The organism is Mesorhizobium vachelliae (genome assembly GCF_033977325.1).
Lineage (GTDB): Bacteria > Pseudomonadota > Alphaproteobacteria > Rhizobiales > Rhizobiaceae > Mesorhizobium > Mesorhizobium vachelliae.
In genome coordinates, this window is sequence record NZ_JAVIIR010000010.1 from 71,112 (window position 1) to 87,759 (window position 16,648).

Annotated in this window: 14 protein-coding genes; 5 read left to right on the top strand and 9 right to left on the bottom strand. The window is 63.7% G+C overall.

All coding sequences use genetic code 11. The features are described 5' to 3' along the window. Positions 1-32: 32 nt before the first annotated feature. Both RFM41_RS21155 and RFM41_RS21160 read right to left on the bottom strand, forming a co-directional pair. Positions 33-854, bottom strand: a complete 822-nt coding sequence (locus tag RFM41_RS21155; protein ID WP_320250736.1) for an ABC transporter permease — start codon at positions 852-854, stop codon at positions 33-35. After that, positions 851-1,768 carry an ABC transporter permease gene (locus RFM41_RS21160; RefSeq protein WP_320250737.1) on the bottom strand — a complete coding sequence of 306 codons (918 nt, stop codon included), beginning with the start codon at positions 1,766-1,768 and terminating at the stop codon, positions 851-853. The genes RFM41_RS21155 and RFM41_RS21160 overlap by 4 nt, the downstream gene beginning before the upstream one ends. Before the next feature lie 290 nt (positions 1,769-2,058). Between RFM41_RS21160 and RFM41_RS21165 the strand changes: the two genes are divergently transcribed. Continuing rightward, positions 2,059-3,477, top strand: coding sequence for an aminotransferase (locus RFM41_RS21165; RefSeq protein WP_320250738.1), 1,419 nt, complete (start codon positions 2,059-2,061; stop codon positions 3,475-3,477). A 167-nt stretch (positions 3,478-3,644) separates the two neighbouring features. Here RFM41_RS21165 and RFM41_RS21170 read toward each other — a convergent pair whose 3' ends face one another. Further along, positions 3,645-4,847, bottom strand: a complete 1,203-nt coding sequence (locus RFM41_RS21170) for an aromatic ring-hydroxylating oxygenase subunit alpha (RefSeq protein WP_320250739.1) — start codon at positions 4,845-4,847, stop codon at positions 3,645-3,647. Positions 4,848-5,326: 479 nt separating this feature from the next. Here RFM41_RS21170 and RFM41_RS21175 point away from each other — a divergent pair, with 479 nt between their 5' ends. Beyond that, entirely contained in the window at positions 5,327-5,737 is a 411-nt protein-coding gene (locus RFM41_RS21175; RefSeq protein ID WP_320250740.1) for a hypothetical protein, read from the top strand. 331 nt (positions 5,738-6,068) lie between these two features. Here the strand turns inward: RFM41_RS21175 and RFM41_RS21180 are convergent, their stop codons facing one another. Both RFM41_RS21180 and RFM41_RS21185 read right to left on the bottom strand, forming a co-directional pair. Next, entirely contained in the window at positions 6,069-8,171 is a 2,103-nt protein-coding gene (locus tag RFM41_RS21180) for an ATP-binding protein (RefSeq protein WP_320250741.1), read from the bottom strand. A gap of 252 nt (positions 8,172-8,423) precedes the next feature. Beyond that, positions 8,424-9,152, bottom strand: coding sequence for a response regulator (locus RFM41_RS21185; RefSeq protein ID WP_320250742.1), 729 nt, complete (start codon positions 9,150-9,152; stop codon positions 8,424-8,426). Between the two features lie 93 nt (positions 9,153-9,245). Between RFM41_RS21185 and RFM41_RS21190 the strand changes: the two genes are divergently transcribed. Continuing rightward, positions 9,246-9,947: a winged helix-turn-helix domain-containing protein gene (locus tag RFM41_RS21190; RefSeq protein WP_320250743.1), complete on the top strand. Its 702-nt coding sequence runs from the start codon at positions 9,246-9,248 to the stop codon at positions 9,945-9,947. Positions 9,948-10,019: 72 nt separating this feature from the next. Here the strand turns inward: RFM41_RS21190 and RFM41_RS21195 are convergent, their stop codons facing one another. After that, positions 10,020-10,184 carry a hypothetical protein gene (locus tag RFM41_RS21195; protein ID WP_320250744.1) on the bottom strand — a complete coding sequence of 55 codons (165 nt, stop codon included), beginning with the start codon at positions 10,182-10,184 and terminating at the stop codon, positions 10,020-10,022. A gap of 32 nt (positions 10,185-10,216) precedes the next feature. Then, entirely contained in the window at positions 10,217-10,549 is a 333-nt protein-coding gene (locus tag RFM41_RS21200; RefSeq protein ID WP_320250745.1) for a hypothetical protein, read from the bottom strand. 339 nt (positions 10,550-10,888) lie between these two features. On the opposite strand from RFM41_RS21200, the gene RFM41_RS21205 reads away from it, so the two are divergent. Continuing rightward, complete coding sequence (locus RFM41_RS21205) at positions 10,889-11,344, top strand: L,D-transpeptidase (RefSeq protein ID WP_320250746.1); 456 nt, start codon at positions 10,889-10,891, stop codon at positions 11,342-11,344. A 184-nt stretch (positions 11,345-11,528) separates the two neighbouring features. Here the strand turns inward: RFM41_RS21205 and RFM41_RS21210 are convergent, their stop codons facing one another. Both RFM41_RS21210 and RFM41_RS21215 read right to left on the bottom strand, forming a co-directional pair. Continuing rightward, positions 11,529-14,612 carry an efflux RND transporter permease subunit gene (locus RFM41_RS21210; protein ID WP_320250747.1) on the bottom strand — a complete coding sequence of 1,028 codons (3,084 nt, stop codon included), beginning with the start codon at positions 14,610-14,612 and terminating at the stop codon, positions 11,529-11,531. Further along, positions 14,609-15,892: an efflux RND transporter periplasmic adaptor subunit gene (locus RFM41_RS21215; RefSeq protein ID WP_320250748.1), complete on the bottom strand. Its 1,284-nt coding sequence runs from the start codon at positions 15,890-15,892 to the stop codon at positions 14,609-14,611. The genes RFM41_RS21210 and RFM41_RS21215 overlap by 4 nt, the downstream gene beginning before the upstream one ends. Before the next feature lie 148 nt (positions 15,893-16,040). On the opposite strand from RFM41_RS21215, the gene RFM41_RS21220 reads away from it, so the two are divergent. After that, entirely contained in the window at positions 16,041-16,574 is a 534-nt protein-coding gene (locus tag RFM41_RS21220; protein ID WP_320250749.1) for a TetR/AcrR family transcriptional regulator, read from the top strand. Positions 16,575-16,648 lie beyond the last annotated feature (74 nt).

A 16,648-nucleotide genomic window follows, 5' to 3' on the forward strand; every position in this document is an offset into this window, starting at 1 on the left:
GATCCGATTGCGTGCGCTCGGATTGGACTCGCTCAAGCATAGAGGCCTCCCCCGTTCTGGGTGCGTCTCGCCGCGCGGCGGCGCAGGATTTCGGCAATCGTCATCAGCACGAAGGACGCGAAGAGCAGCAAGGTGCCGAGCGCCAGCACGCCGGGGAGCTTGGCCGCGAAGCGCAACTGGCCCCAGATGTAGATCGGCAGCGTTGCCTCGGTGCCGGTGAGGAAAAAGGCGATGATGAATTCATCGAGCGAGATGGTGAAGCAGACGAGCAGGCTGGAGATGATCGCCGGCGCGACCATGGGCAGCGTCACCCGCCGGAAGGTGCCGAAGGCGCTCTCGCCGAGATCGGCGGAGGCCTCCTCCAGGCTGCGGTCGAAACCCTCGAAACCCGAGGTCAGCACGGTCATCGAATAGGGAATGCAGACCAGCACATGGCCGAGCACCACGGTGAATAGCGACAGGCTGAGGCCCAGCTGCAGCATGACCAGCAGCATGGAGATGGCGACGATCACCTCCGGCAGCACCAGCGGCGCCATGATCAGGCCGTTGATGGCGCGGCGGCCGGGATAACGGTAGCGGGTGATCGAGCGGGCCGCGAGAATGCCCAGCACCGTCGACAGGATCGCGGCGGAGACGCCGACGATCAGGCTGTTCCAGGTGGCGTCGATCAGCGCCGGCGTGCGCGGCAGGTCCTCGTACCAGTGCAGCGTGACGCCCGAGAGCGGGAATTTGGGCGTCGCCGCCGTGTTGATCGAGAAGATCGGCAGGAAGATCACCGGCAGATAAAGGAACAGCAGATAGAGAACGGCGTAGCTCGACAGCCAGCCGGGCAGGAAACGTCTTATCGCCGTCATCGTGCCAGCCTCTGCAGGGCGCGTATGACCAGCACCGTGGCCCCGGCCATCAGCGAGACGATGATCATGGTGGTGACGGAGAGTGCGGCGCCCAGCGGCCAGTTCGACGCCTTGCCGAACTGCGCCTGGATGGCGTTGGCGATCATGACGCCGTCCTTGCCGCCGACGAGCTTGGGCGTCACGTAGTCGCCGACGGTCGGGATCATGACGATCAGCGCGGCCGAGATGACACCAGGCGCCGACAGCGGCAGGGTCACGCGCAGGAAGGAGCGCAGCGGCCCGTCGCCGAGGTCGGTCGCCGCTTCGACAAGGGTCCGGTCGACCTTCTCCAGCGAAACGAAGATCGGCAGGATGGCGAAGGTCGCCCAGGCATGGGTGAGCGTGATGATGACGGCGCTGGAATTGTAAAGCAGCGCCGTCGACGGCTCGTCGATGATGCCGAGGCCCATCAGGCCGGAATTGAGCACGCCACTATAGCCGAGGATCACCTTCCACGACATCACGCGCAGCAGGTAGCTGGTCCAGAACGGGATGGTGATGAGGAACAGCCACAGGCTCTTGTGGCGGCCGCCATGGAAGGAAATGAAATAGGCGATCGGATAGGCAAGCGCCACCGTCAGCAGGCTGACCGTCAGCGAGATGTAGAGCGAGCGCCAGAGCAGGTCGCGGTAGATCGGCTCGGTCAGCGCGATCCGGTAGTTCTCCAGCGTGAAGGTGTGGTCGATGGTGAGATAGTTCTGCGTCCAGAAGGAATGCGCGATGACGACCAGGATCGGCAGGACGAGGAGAATAAGGGCGTAGACGAAGGTGGGACTGATCAGGGCAAAGCCCTGGACGGCTTCCGATTGCAGAAGGGGACTTCGTCTCGATCCCGCCATGCGCAGCGGGGGCGACCCTTCCGCAGCAACCGTCATTGCGGTGCTCCGGGCGTGATTTCGGTAGCTGGCTCGGACTGTCCCGCCATGCGGCCTTCCCATTGTAGCGCCGGCCGCCTGTTCCCGATTTATGCTTGGAGCGCGATCGCTCCCTGGCTTGCCGGCTTTCTTTCATCATGAGCGCATCCGCCGATTGAAATCAAGCGCTATTTCTGCGATATTGATTGAATGGATATTCAAAATCAAGTGATGAAAAGCCCAATTTCCATGGCTTTCCGCGTCGTTTGATATCCGATGAAAATTCGACAACCTGGCGATGCGAGGCGAAAATGGCGGCTCAAAGCAAGATCAAGGCAAGCGAACTCGTCGATGCCGACGATGACGACGCGGTCGAGCTAGCCAAGCGCCATCTCGTGCAGCCCTGGCCCTATGCCGGCTCGGTCGGCAACGAGGCGCGCGCGCTGATCGGCGAGGGCGACGGCATCTACATCACCGACGGCTCCGGCAAGCGCCTGATCGACGGCCCGGCCGGCATGTGGTGCATCAATGTCGGCCATCGCCGCGAGGAACTGGCCAAGGTCATGTACGACCAGGCGATGGCGCTCTCCTACAACACGCCCTGGTACACGATGAATGCGCCCTCGGCCGAGCTTGCCCGGCGCATCGCCGATGCGGCACCCGCCGATCTCAGCCACACTTTCTTCACCACCGGCGGCTCGTCGGCGGTGGAGACGGCGCTGCGCTTCATGCAGTTCTACAACAATGTGCGGGGACGGCCGGAGAAGAAGCTGATCCTCAGCCGCGGTGGCGCTTATCACGGCTCGACCTATCTGTCGGCCTCGCTCAACGGCCGGCCGCGCGACCGCGACTGGATGGACGGCGCCGACGATCTGGTGGTGAAGCTGTCCTCGCCCGACCCGTTCCGGCGGCCGAAGGAGATGAGCATCGCCGCCTTCACCGATTTCCTGGTCGATCAGTTCCGCGACACGATCGCGCGTGTCGGCGCGGAGCGCATCGGAGCCTTTGTCGGCGAGCCGGTGCAGGCTTCCGGCGGCGTCGTCGTGCCGCCGGACGGCTATCTGAAGCGTATCCGCGAGATCTGCCGCGAGAACGGCATCCTCTATATCTCGGACGAGGTGGTGACCGGCTTCGGGCGGCTCGGCCATGTCTTTGCCTCCGGCGACGTGTTCGGCATCGATCCGGACATGATCACCTTCGCCAAGGGCGTCACATCGGGTTATTTCCCGCTCGGCGGCGTCATCATATCGGAGCGGCTGCTTGAGGATCTGCGCCGTTCCAACCACCCGGATGCGCTGTTCGGTCATGGCCTCACCTACACCAGCCATCCGATCGGCTGCGCGGTGGCGCTGAAGAATCTCGACCTGCTGGAAGAGGGCGTGCTCGCCCACACGCGCGAGATTGCGCCCTATTTCCAGGCGCAGCTGAAGACGCTGGAAGAGCTGCCGCTGGTCGGCGAGGTGCGCGGCGTCGGCCTGATGGCTTGCGTCGAATGTGTCGCCGATCGCGAGAGCAAGGACCCGCTGCAGCTCGACAAGGATGTCGGAAAACGCATCGACGCGCATTGCCACGAGCTCGGCCTGCTGGTGCGGCCGCTGATCAACATGTGCGTGATGTCGCCGCCGCTGATCATCACCAAAGAGCAGGTCGACGACATGGTGGCGATCCTGCACGAAGGCATTTCGCGGACCATGGATGATCTGAGGAAGGAAGGGGTCTGGCGGGGTTGAGCGCCAATCTCCCCCCTTGAGGGGGAGATGGCCGCAAAGCGACCAGAGGGGGCGCTGCGCGTGGGGCGCCGACGTCTAGCGTCGCGGAAGGCGCAGGCGCTCAATGTGAGACGACCCCCTTTGTCGCCTTCGGCGACATCTCCCCCGAGGGGGAAGATCACCAGCTCCTACCCCCTCGACCGCAGCGCGTCGTTCAAGCCCCACATGTCCTTTTCCTCGGGCGCCGTCTCCAGGTTCAGCACCGGAACCTGCCTGCGCAGATGGTCGTGGTGGGTGCGCACGCCATATTCGAGGTCGGAGAGATAAAAGCCCTCGAAGGCTTCCGACAGCATGGATTCGTTCGACCACACTGAAAGCTGGACGTCCTCGTTCATCGTGTCGCGGTCGATGCGATAAGCGAGGTAGCGCGCCGCCGCCTGTTCCCTGGTCTCGTCCTTGTAGCGATAGATGGCGCCGCGCAGCAGCGTCTCGCCGGTCGACAGCGGGAACTCCTGATAGAACTGGACGGATTCCGGCATGATCGACAGCGCGTTGTTGGGGAAGATGCCGTAATAGATCCAGGCCTTGCGCAGATGCTCCGGCAGATGCGTCGCCTCGGGCGCGAGCTTGATGTACTCGCGGACGCTCCAGCGCCGGCCGGCATGCGGATTGTAGGTGGCGAAGGAGCGCGACACGCCGTTGATGAAGGGTTCGTCGAAATAGGTCGCGCCATAGAGATCCTGCAGCGCCGGATGCGCCATGGCGACGTGGTAGCCTTCATTGTCGACGTCGCGGACCGACTTCCAGTTGACCGGCGATTTCTGAGTCCAGATGCCCCAGGACGGGACCATGTCGGCGATATTGTAGTGCGCCATCTCGGCTTCGATCGGCTTCAGGAGCTCGGCCACTGAAGGCTGCGGGCCGCCCTTGCGGAAACGGATGAAGATGAAGCCCATCCAGATTTCGAGGTCGAGCGGCATCAGGCCGAACTCGGTCTTGTCGAGCTCGGGGAAGGAGCGCGGACGGGCAGCACCGCGCAGCGTGCCGTCGAGATTGTAGACCCAGCCATGGAACGGGCACACCAGCGCGTTCTTGCAGGAGCCCTGGCTGTCGGCGACGACGCGGCTGCCTCGGTGCCGGCACATGTTGTTGAAGGCGCGCACGACGCCGTCCTTGCCGCGCACGATCAGCGCACGTTCGCCGATGACATCCATGGTCAGATAGTCGCCAGGGTTCGGCACGTCCGAGACATGGCCGGCGATCTGCCAGTGATTGCGGAAGACATGTTCCTTCTCGAGCTCGAGAAGGGCGTTGGAATGGTAGCTCCACCCGGGCAAACCCCGCCGGTCCCAATCGTTGGGGATCGCCACGTCACGGAGGTGCGGGTTCATGGGCATGCTCTTCTTTTTGTTGAATACTCATTCAATATAGGCATATTTCTTATTGAAATGCAATGGTTTGCGGAAATTCGGAGATTTCGTGGCGACGCGCTCGGCCTCATCTGAGCCGGAAAAATCCCGGAAAATCCGGATGTTAATCGAGGAAGCGGAACAGCGGTTGTGAGCGCCGATGGCTGCCTTGAAGAGGGCATGTTTCGATTGATGCCGAGCGTACGGCAGACGGCGGCGATGCGCTTGAATTCAGGCATTGCTGTGTGAGGCTGTTTACAGTCGGCCGAGCACGGCAAGCGCATATCTGCGCCGACCGCTTCGATGGCCAGCCGAATGGTTGCCGCGGATTGGAAATGCTGCCTTGTCCGGCGCCTGTTTCAATCCTGTTACACAGGCAACCGCCGTCGATCATCCGGCTGTTACCTGGTGCGATTATGTTCGTTTCATAGCCAAAAGAAAGATAACGAAGGGAGCAACCGATGTTTGCGAAAGTTCGCGTCGCTGATACCGATCGCCGCCTGAATGGGCCGGAGCGCAATGACCGCCGGCCGAAGCTTGCGCTACGCCAGCGCGCCAGCGATCATCCGATGGCGATGTTCATGCTGATCGGCGCCTGCGTCTTCATCGGCATGCTGGCGGCACCTGCTTCAGGCCCGGCTTTCGCTTCGATCCACCCGCCGGCCAATGTCGTCGAGGGCGCGCAAACCACGCTCAAGACCGCCCGCCTGCCGGAACCCACGATCGACTTTGCCTGCAAGGGCCAGAACTGGGGCGCCGAGAGCATCGAGTGCCTGCGCGCCATCGCCGAGCAGTCCGGTCAGCACAGGGAGCGCGCGGTGCGCATGATCGCCAACGCCGCGCCGCTCACCAACACGCCGAACATTTTTTAAGACCTCCCCTGAGCGCGCCCTCCTGCGCTCGAGTCAGGCTCCCGCCGCTACGTCGGTCGGGAGCCTCTTTTTTTGGCTCGGTCGATATTCAGGTGAGGCCGGCCTGCGAAGAGCGGTTTCCTGCGCTTCCGGCCTTCGCCGGCCGAAGCACTCACGAGTAGCGTAGCCGTGAATTAAGGCTACGGCCGGCGTAGGCCGGTGCTCACGTACTGAAGTACGCTCCGCTCCGGTTCTCGGAATCCACTCTTCTCGGCTCGGCCTGACCTGAATCTCGACCGAGCCTACAGCGGTGCGAGCTCAAGCTCGGCCACGGCCCGGTTGCGATCTCGGCTCAGATGTGGGCGCCGTTGTCGGCGGCGGCTTCGTCGGCGACGGTCGATAGGATGCCGCGGACGTCGAGCGTCGAGAAAGGCTTTTCCAGGATATGCGGGCGCTGCTGCGGCGGCAGCGCTTCGATCTCGGCCTTGGCGCCGATCATGTCGCCGGTCACCAGCACGAAGCGCTTGGCGAGCGGGGGCTGCTGCGCAAGCAGCTCGCGGTAGATGGCAATGCCGCTGGTGCCCGGCATGCGCAGATCGGAAAAGACGATGTCCGGCGGCATATAACCGTTCAACACGTCGGCTGCCGATGTCCAGCTTGCCGCGACGCGTGACTTCACGCCCATCAGCTCGAGTATGTCGGACAATGAGGCGGCGACGTCCGGCTCGTCGTCGATCACCAGCGCATGGCGCAGCCCGCTCGAACGCGCCGGGCCTTCGCCGGGCGCGGCACTGCCGGCCGCGATCGCCGGCAATTGCACGACGAAGCGCGCGCCGTTCGGCTGCACTTCCTCGAACCGGATGCTGCCGTGGTGGCGCTCGACGATCGATTTCGAGATGGACAGGCCGATGCCGGTGCCGACGCCGACCGGCTTGGTGGTGAAATAGGACTCGAAGATGCGCGCGCGGATCGCCTCGGGAATGCCCGGACCGTTGTCCTCGACGGAGAAGCCCGGATTGCCGTGCTCGTTGCGGAAGGTCCGCACCTTGATGTGCCGTTCGTCCATGACGCCGGCCAGCGCATGCTGGCTGTTGATGAGGAAGTTGGCAGCCACCTGCGTGATGTGGTCGGCGTCGGCCAAGGCAAGCAGCGGCCCGTCGGCAAAGTCGGTGTCGATGATGATGCCGCTGGAGCGCGCGCCATAGGCGGTGACTTCAAGCGCCGAGCGCATCACCTGGTTGAGATCCGTCTCGGCCTGCTCGGTCGGGTGCAGCCGCACCATCGACAGGAAGCTCTTGACAATGCGGCCGCATCGCTCGGCGGCGGCGCGCACCTTCTCGGCACGCACCTTGGTCTGCGGGTCGCCGGCGAATTCATGCAGCAGCGTCGACTGCGCTACCACCACCGCCAGCGGGTTGTTGAGCTCATGCGAGACGCCGGCAAGCAGCGAGCCCATCGCCGCCATCTTCTCGTTCTGGTGCAGCTTCTCGCGCTGGCGGTTGATCTCTTCCTCGGCCTGCAGCTTTTCGCGCAGGTCGCGGATCGAGCCGAAGATCAGGCGGCGGTCGGCAACGCGCATCTCGGTCGCCGTCAGCTCGATCGGGAAGATCTCGCCCGCGGCATTCTGCGTGACCGTCTCCAGCCGCTGGCCGACCATCGGCGCGCCACGGCCGGCCATGTATTCGGCGCCCGAGGCATAGCCTTTGCGGTAATATACCGGAACGATGGTATTGAGCAGATCCTTGCCGAGGATGGCGCTGCGCTGGAAGCCGAACATCTTCTCGGCGGCTGGATTGAACTCGATGATCGAACCCGTCTCGTCGATGACGATGATGGCGTCGAGCGAGGCCTGCAGCATGGTGCGGCGGATCACTTCACTGGCATGCGCCTCGGATGGCGAGCGCTCGATGGCGTCGCCGATGGCCAAGGCGATGATGTGCAGCGTCGCCTCTTCCTCATCCGTCCATTCGCGCTCGGCGACGCAATCGTTGACGGCCAGCGTGCCCCAAAGGTGGCCATGCGCGAAAACGGAGACGGACAGGAACGACTTGATGCTCTGCTTCTCGAAGTCGGCCCGCAGGAAGCCGTCGAGATCGCGCGTGTGGCCGGAGAAGATCTTGCCTTGCCGCTCGTCTTCCTGCAGCCGCTCCAGCAAGGAATCCGAGTTGATGATCGACTGCGCGATCACGGTGGGCGAGGCCAGCTCGCCGCCGAAATCCGGGTCGATCCAATAGGCGGCGACAGACTGGGCGAAGCCTTCGCCCGGCAACTCACGCAGGCGGAAGAGGATGCCGCGCTGGCAATCCATCTTGCGGCACATCGTCCCCAATATGTCGTCCATCTCGCGCTGCCAGTCGCCTGCCTCGCGCAGGCGGCGCACGACATGGACAGCCGCCATCGCGGCACCGCCGGGACGCGAGCCATGCATATCGGTGCGCGCTGCATCAGCAGTCATGTCATTCCAGCCCGGACGTCGGTCGTTCAGAGCATCCCTCCGCTCCACGGAAACGGCGAACCGCTCTATCGCTTGTTTTGACGCAATTCCGGACGGAAGGCTATGGCCAAGGCGCCAAGCCCGGCCGTTTCACGGCATTCCCGGAATTGCTCTCGTGCGTTTCACCGTTTCACGGAAACGGTGAAACGCCCTATCTCTTTGTTTTGACGCAATTCCGGACGGAAAACCGCTCACACTTTTCCTGGAATTGCTCTAGTTGGCGTCGCCGCTCGGCAGCGAGAAGATATAGCCTTCGCCGCGCACCGTGCGCAGGAATTTCGGATTGGCGGGGTCGGCCTCGATCTTCTTTCGCAACCGCATGATGCGGATGTCGACCGCGCGCGAGGATTCCGGGTCCTCGACGAAGCCGATGGCTTCCGAAATCGCCGCCCGCGTCAGAAGCCGGTTGGCGCGGGTGAGGAAAACTTCGAGCACGTCGAACTCGCTCTTGGCCATCTCGATGACGGCGCCATTGGCGCCGATGACCAGGCGGCCATCGAAATCGGCCTGGAAGCCGCCGAAATTCATGAAGCGGCGATTGCCGGTTTCGGCCTTCTGCGCCTGCGGCTCGGCCGGCTGCGGCACGCGGCGCAAAACGCTTCGCACCCGCGCCAGCACCTCGCGCAATTCGTACGGCTTGACGATGTAATCGTCGGCGCCGAGCTCCAGTCCGACGATGCGGTCGAGCGCGGTGCCGGCCGCGGTGGCGTAGATGATGCCGATCTGGGTTTTGGAGCGCAGCCAGCGGCCGAGCGACAGCCCGTCCTCGCCGGGCATGGCGATGTCGAGGATGGCGAGGTGGAAGGACTGCGCCTCGAACAGCGCGCGCGCCGCCACCGCATTCTCGGCCGTCACGACGTCATAGCCGCTGGCGCCGAGATACTCGGCCACGGCCTCCCTCAGATCCGGTTCGTCCTCGACGACGATGATGCGTGCCTTCACGACGCGCTCGCTCCCGCTTTCAGCGGAAAGTAGATTGGGTATAAACATGATGTCCAGCACTCATCTCGAGTTGTCTGTGGCGGGGTGGAGAAAATGGCCGCACGATCCGTCATTGCGCTTGTGTCCGTCGCCGAGGTGGTGGCGGGCGATCTCGCCGACCATCTCGAGCGGCGCGGGCACGACGTGCGCCAAGCGCGCCAGCCCTGGGAGGCGGAGACGCTGCTTTCGGCCGGCGGCATCGATGTCGTGGTGGTCGGAGACGAGGTCACCCAGGCCGAGGGGCGCGAGCTGCTCAGGCGCTACAGCAGCCAGGGCGGGGGTGGCGAGGGTGGTCCTGATTTCATCCTGATCTGCCGGCCGCGCGACCTCGTCGACAAGGTGCTGGCGCTGGAGCTCGGTGCCGCCGACGTGATCGAAAGCCCGCTCAACGTGCGCGAGCTTGCCGCGCGCATCGGCGGCCTGCTGGTGAGACGCGGCAGGGCCGCCGGGGAATTGATCGTGCTGGAAAACGCCACCGTCGACCTGCGGTCGGCCATGGTGATGCATCGCTCGGGCGCGGAGGAGCAGCTTTCTCCCGGGCAGGTGGCGCTGCTCAAACTGTTCCTGGCCAGCCCGCGCAAGGTGCTGACGCGCGACGACATCATTGCCGCTGCGCCTGCCGAGAACGCCGACGCTTTCGACCGCTCGATCGATTCGCGCATCGTGCGGCTGCGCCGCAAGCTCGACACCGAGACCATCACCACCATCCGCGGCGCCGGCTATCGTTTCGATCCGCCGCTCTCGCGCAACGAGTGAGTTCAGATCGGCGAGGCTGTCGAGCATCGGACTCCCCAAAGCGGTGGTCATTTTGGGTCCGGTGTCCGGCGCTCAGCGCACCACGACGACCGAGGGTCCGGTTGGAACGTTGGCGCTGACGGTTATCCCGACCGGGGCGCGGTCCTTCAGCAGCACCGTCGCCAGCGCGGCGAAGCCGAGCAGGCCCTGTGCGTAAAGAAGCGCGGAAAGCACCGACGCGGCAATGTTCGTCTTCATGTCCTATCCCCAATCTCGATATCGTCGGCGCTTCAGGAAACTCCCGAAGCGCCCGCGCCGCTGACGGAGCCCCCCGCTGCGGCGCGGGCCTTCGGTCCTCTCGGCAGCAAGTAGCCGGAGGGGCCGCGCGTCCTCATCAGCCGAAGGCCGACCCGCCAGAAGGTCTTCAGCCGGTGGACGCGCAGTCTGGAAACAATCCAGACCGTGGCGATGAACAGAGCCATGTGCAGCGTCGAAACCTCACCGGAACTCATTGCCGCCGGCGCCGTCGCCGGGTTGCTGGCCACCGAGCCGGCGGCGCCGAGCACGATGGCCGCGACGTTGATCCTGAGAAGCCAGGCGCGGAGTTTCGATTTCCTGCCCATTTTCGTTTGCAGATGTCTGTTCCCGTTTCGCCAAATCTGCCGCCGGCCTGTATCCAAATCATGCCGCCGAAGCAGCGCTTTGTTGCAGATTGGTTTCGAAAGTGGCTTTGCATCTTTCATATATGGGTGAAATGAACTTTCGTTTCTGACCCGTGCTCGTTATGCGGCGACTGTCGCCGCGCCCCGAAAAGGTTCTGCAGTGTCGTTCGGCTGATCTTGTAGAAACCAATTCGAAACAGAAACGAGCATCAAGCGAAATAGGTCTGAAACGGACGAACACGATAAGAGCCCCATCGAATTGAAGCCGGCGCGACCGGGAAGAAACAGAGAGGGATCGTCATGCACACCGCTATTTCAGCCAAGCTCATCAATATCACCGCCGCCGCGCTCACGGGCGCTGCGCTGCTCTTCGGCGCCGGCAACGCCGCGCATGCCAACCAGATCGTCGCCAAGGTCTCGCTGTCGCAGCAGATCATGGAAGTCACGGTCGACGGCCGCCCGACCTACACCTGGAAGGTGTCGACCGGTGACAGGAGGCACATCACGCCGACCGGCTCGTTCAAGCCGACCCGCATGCATGAGATGTGGTATTCGAAGAAATACGACAACGCGCCGATGCCGCATTCGGTGTTCTTCAGCGGTGGCTACGCCGTCCACGCCACCTACGCCATCAGCCGTCTCGGCCGTCCCGCCTCGCATGGCTGCGTGCGGCTTCATCCCGACGCGGCGGCTGATTTCTATCAGTTGGTCGAGGCCTTCGGCCCCGGCAACACCAGCATCGTGATCGTCAAGTAACGGGACGGGCAAAGTAGCAGGCCGGTTGCCGCCTTCCGCTGATCGCGAAGCCGTGGGGCAGCCGCCAAAAAAAGAGGCCGGAATTTTCCGGCCTCTTTTGTTTTTCGCTTCGTTTGCCGTCTAGTACGGTTCATTTTTACGCAATTCCGTACGGAAAACCGCTCACACTTTTCCTGGAATTGCTCTAGCTCGGCAGCGCCGGCATCAGCTTCGGATCAGGCTTCTCGGCGAGATGCGGCAGGTCCTTGCTGGCGATGAAGGTGTAGAACATCGGCACGACGAAGAGCGTGAACATGGTGCCGACCAGGATGCCGGTGAAGATGACCAGGCCCATCGAGTAGCGCGCGGCTGCGCCCGCGCCGCTCGAGATGATCAGAGGCACGACGCCGAGCGCCATGGCCGCCGTTGTCATCAGGATCGGCCGCAGGCGCACCTTGGCCGAAGCGATGATGGCGTCGCGTCGCCGCATGCCATGGATCTCACGCTGCTGGTTGGCGAATTCCACCAGCAGAATGCCGTGCTTGGTGATCAGGCCGATCAGCGTGATCAGGCCGACCTGGGTGTAGATGTTGAGCGTCCCCAGGCCGATATTGAGCGGCACGATGGCGCCGAAGATCGACAGCGGCACCGCCATCATGATGATCAGCGGGTCGCGGAAGCTCTCGAACTGGGCCGCCAGCACCAGGTAGATCACGATCACGGCGGCCGCGAAGGCGATCAGGATGGTGTTGCCCTGTTCCTTCTCCTGCCGCGACTGGCCGGAATAGTCGACGAAGAAGGTGTCAGGCAGTGTCTCCTTGGCGAGATCCTCCAGAACCTTCAGGCCGTCGCCGGTGGTCACGCCGGGCAGGGGCAGGGCCGAGATGGTCGAGGAGTTCAACTGGTTGAACTGCTCGATGGCCGCGGGCGAGGCGTTGGTCGAAATCTTCACGACCGCCGACAGCGGCACCATCTTGCCGTCGACGCTGCGGACGAAATATTCGCCGAGCTTCTCGGGATTATCGCGGAATTCCTGCGGCACCTGCGGGATGATGTCGTAGCTGTTGGAATCACGATCGAACTGCGCCACCTCCGCGCCGCCGACCAGCAGCGTCAACGTGTTGCCGATATCGGCGATCGGCAGGTTCAACGCCGCCGCGCGCTCGCGGTCGATGGTGACGGTCACCTGCGGCGCATCGTAGGCCATCGAGTTCTGCACTACGATGAAGCGGCCCGAGGCCTGTGCCTTGTTCTTGATCTTCTCCGCCTGGTCGAAGACCTCGGAAGGATCGCCGGTGGAGCGCACGACCATGGAAATCGGCAGACCGCCGCCGGAGCCGGGCAGCGTCGGCGGCGCGAAGACGAAGGCCTCGGCGCCGGCGACCTTGGAGATGCGTCCCTGGATGTCGGCCTGAAGCTGCTTGGAGTTGCGCTTGCGTTCCGCCCAGTCCTTGAAGGCGAAGCCGACAAAGGCGCTGTTGGTGGCGCCGCCGAAGGCAACGGCCGAGAACTGCGCCCTGGTCTCGGGAATATCCTTCACCAGGCCGAGGATCTGGTTGACGTAGGTCTCGGTGTAATCCGACGTCGCATAGCGCGGCGCGGTCACCAGCGACAGCAGGAAGCCCTGGTCTTCTTCCGGCGCGAGCTCGGTCGAGGTCTTGGTGAACATGAAGCCGGTAAGGGCGACCAGCGCGACGACGATGATCAGCGTCACCGGCCGGTTCCTGAGCGAAGCGGTGACCGCCCGCTCATAGACGTGCTCGACGCGGGTGAACGTGCCGTCGACGATGCGCTGGAAGCGGCCGTGCTGGCCGGCCTTCAGCAAACGCGCCGACATCATCGGCGTGATGGTGATGGCTATAAGACCCGACAGCACGACCGAGCCCGCGAGGGTGACGGCGAATTCGCGGAACAGCGCGCCGGTCAGACCGCCGGTGAAGGCGAGCGGCGCGAAGACCGCGGCCAGCGTCATCGTCATGGCGATGATGGCGGTCGCGATCTCGCGCATGCCGTTGAATGCCGCCTGCATCGGCGACATGTGGTCCTCCTCCATGTGGCGATGGATGTTCTCCACCACCACGATGGCGTCGTCGACGACAAGGCCGATCGCCAGCACCATGGCCAGCAGCGACAGAAGGTTGATCGAGTAGCCGACCGCGAACAAGAGGAAGCAGACGCCGATCAGCGACAGCGGGATGGTGACGATAGGCATCATCACCGAGCGGAACGAGCCCAGGAACAGGAGGATGACCACGACGACGATGGCGACGGCCTCGCCGATGGTCTTGAACACCTCCTCGATCGAGGCGCTGATCTGGCCGGTGGCATCGTAGACGATCTCGATCGTCATGCCTTTCGGCAGCGTGTCCTGGATCTGCGGCACCAGCTTGGTGAGCGCCGCCGCCGTCGTCAGCGGGTTCGCCGCCGGCGTCGGGAAGATGGCCAGGAAGGTTCCCGGCTTGCCGTTGAAGCTCACCCTGGTGTCGGTGTTCTTGGCGCCGAGCTCGACACGCGCGACATCGCGCAGCCGCACCACCTGGCCATCCGTCGAGCGGATCGGGAGCTGGGCGAAGGCCTCGGGCGTCTGCAAGGTCGAGTGCACGGTGATCGAGGAGACCACATATTCGTTCTCGGTGTTGCCGGGCGCCGACAGGAAGTTCGAGTTGTTGATCGCGGTCAGCACGTCCACGGCCGTGGCGCCGCGCGCGGCGAGCCGGATCGGGTCGATCCAGATGCGCATGGAATATTCCTGGGCGCCAAAGATCTGGACGTCGGCGACACCTTCCACGGTCGAGATGCGAGGCCGGATGACGCGCTCGATATATTCGGTGAGCTGCTCCTTCGTCATGTTCGGGTTCTGCATCGAGATGTACATCATCGCGAACTGCTGGCCGGTGCCCTTGACGATCACCGGATCCTTCGAGGCGGTCGGCAAAGTGCCGCGCACGCCCTGGACCTTGGACAGCACTTCGGCCAGCGCCACGTCCGGATTGGAGCCGAGCTTCATCTGCACCGTCACAGTGCTGGTGGAGGGGCGGCTCGACGAAGTCACGTAGTCGATGTTTTCCGTCGAGGCGACGGCGCGTGCGATCGGGGCGGAGATGAAGCCCTGGATCAGGTCGGCGCTGGCGCCAGGATAGGCCGTGGTGATGGTGATCGCCGTCTCGTCAACCTTCGGATACTGGCGGATCGACAAGCCGAAGATGCCCTGGAAGCCCAGAAGCAGGATCATGCAAGCCAGCACCGTCGAGAGCACCGGCCGGCGGATGAAGAGGTCGGAAAAGCTCATTGCTGAACCTGCTTGTTCGCCGATTTGCTGGGGTCGATGGTGTTGTCGACGGCAACCGACATGCCGTTGAAGAGCCGGTTCTGGCCGGCCGTGACGACCTGGTCGCCGTCCTTGAGGCCCTCGACGATCTCGACCATGCCGTTGTTGCGGCGGCCGAGCTTCACGAACACCTGCGAGATGGTATGCGCCTGCTGCGCGGCCTCGGCCGGTTTGGCTGCGTCGCTATCCGCCTTGTCGGCCGGCTTCGTGTCAGCCGGCTTCGCGGCGCCGTCGGCGGGCTTGGCGGCTTCGCCGGACGCCTTGTCGGCGCTGGCCTTCTGCTCATCCGGCTTTGCCGGCGCGGCAGCGGCACCCTGGGCGGGCTTCGCCGGCTCGACGACGAAGACATAATCGCCGTAGAGGCTGGTGGTCACCGCCGTCTGCGGCACGGAAATGACATTGTTCTCCTGCGGCAGCTCGACACGGATCTGGACGAACTGGCCAGGGGTCAGCTTGCCTTCCGGATTGGCGACCTCGCCGCGGATCGAAACCAGCCGGCTAGCCGGGTCGATCTTCGGGTCGATGCCGCGGATCGAGCCGGCAAAGGACATGTCGGCGAGACTAGTGCCGAGCTTGATGGTCTGACCGATCTTGAGCAGCGGCAGCTGTTGTTCCGGAACCGTGAAGTCGACCCGCATCGTGTCGAGGTCCTGGATCGTCACCACCGAGTTGCCGGGGGCCAGATACTGGCCGATATCGATCTTCGGAATGCCGACCGTACCGCCGAAGGGCGCGGACAACTGCTTCTGGTCGAGCACGGCCTGCAGCTTGTTGACCTGCGCGGCCGAGGCGTCCGCAGCGGCGCGCGCGGCGTCGAGCGTCGCGTCCGTGCCGACGCCGCGCCGCTGCAATTCGATCGCGCGGGTCAGCGCCGCCTGATCCGAGGCGGCCTGCGCCTTTTGCGCCACCAGATCGGCCTTCTCGACAGCGTCATCCAGCTGCAGGAGCACCGCGTCGGCGGCAACCTTCTGGTTGGCGTGGAAGAGGATGTCCTTGACGATGCCGCTGGTCTCGACGGTAAGGTCGACGCCGCGCACGGCATTGACGGTGCCGATGGCCTCGACGCCGGGGGTCCATTCCGATGGCTTGACTGTCACTGTCGAAACCGTCGCGGCCGGCGGCTTCATGGTGGCGAAAAACTGCTTGATGCCGGCGTCGCGCATGAAGTTGAAGCCAACGATGCCGACGCACACCAAGGCGAGCAGCAGCAAGAATCCGGCGATGATGAAAAAGCGCTTCACGGATGGAACCCCTCGAGCCGGCAACCGGCAAATCAATCGATGCCGGGACACATATCGACGACAGGTCCCGATTTCAAATGGCGCGCCTTACTGTACCGGCTGGACGGTCTTGTCAATTCCGCCTAGGCTAATGTAGGGGGGAAGCGCGATGAGACTACCCAGGGCCAACTCACGCGAAAAGATACTTGCCGCCGCCGCCGACGTCGCGCGCGAGGCAGGCCCGGGAAGCCTGTCGCTCGAGGCGGTCGCCAGCCGCGCCGGGGTGTCGAAAGGCGGCCTGCTCTACAATTTCCCGACCAAGGCCAAGCTGATGCAGGGGTTGGTCGAAAGCTATCTCAGCGATTTCCAGAAGGCATTGGAAGAGCGTGCCGCCGCGGCCGACCATGAAAGCGTGCTCTCGGCCTATATCAAGCTGTCGGCCGACGACTGCGAGCGGCCGAAACCCTCGGCGTCCTGGATGTTCTCGGCGATCGCGGAGGATCCTGATTTCCTGACGCCGATAAAGGCCTTCAAGCACCAGCTGTTCGAACGGCTGAAGGCGGAGACGGAGGACCTCGGCTCGCTGCTCGTCTGCTTTCTCGCCATCGAGGGGATGCGCAGCATGAATTTGTTTGATTCAGACGTGCTTTCCGAAGACGAGCGCAAGTTGTTGGTGTCTTCGCTCCTGAAGATAGCCGGATAGGTGACCAAACGGTTTGGTGGTGACCAAACGGTTAAGAGCGTCACACCAGCTTCATCCTGGCGACATAGCGTCCA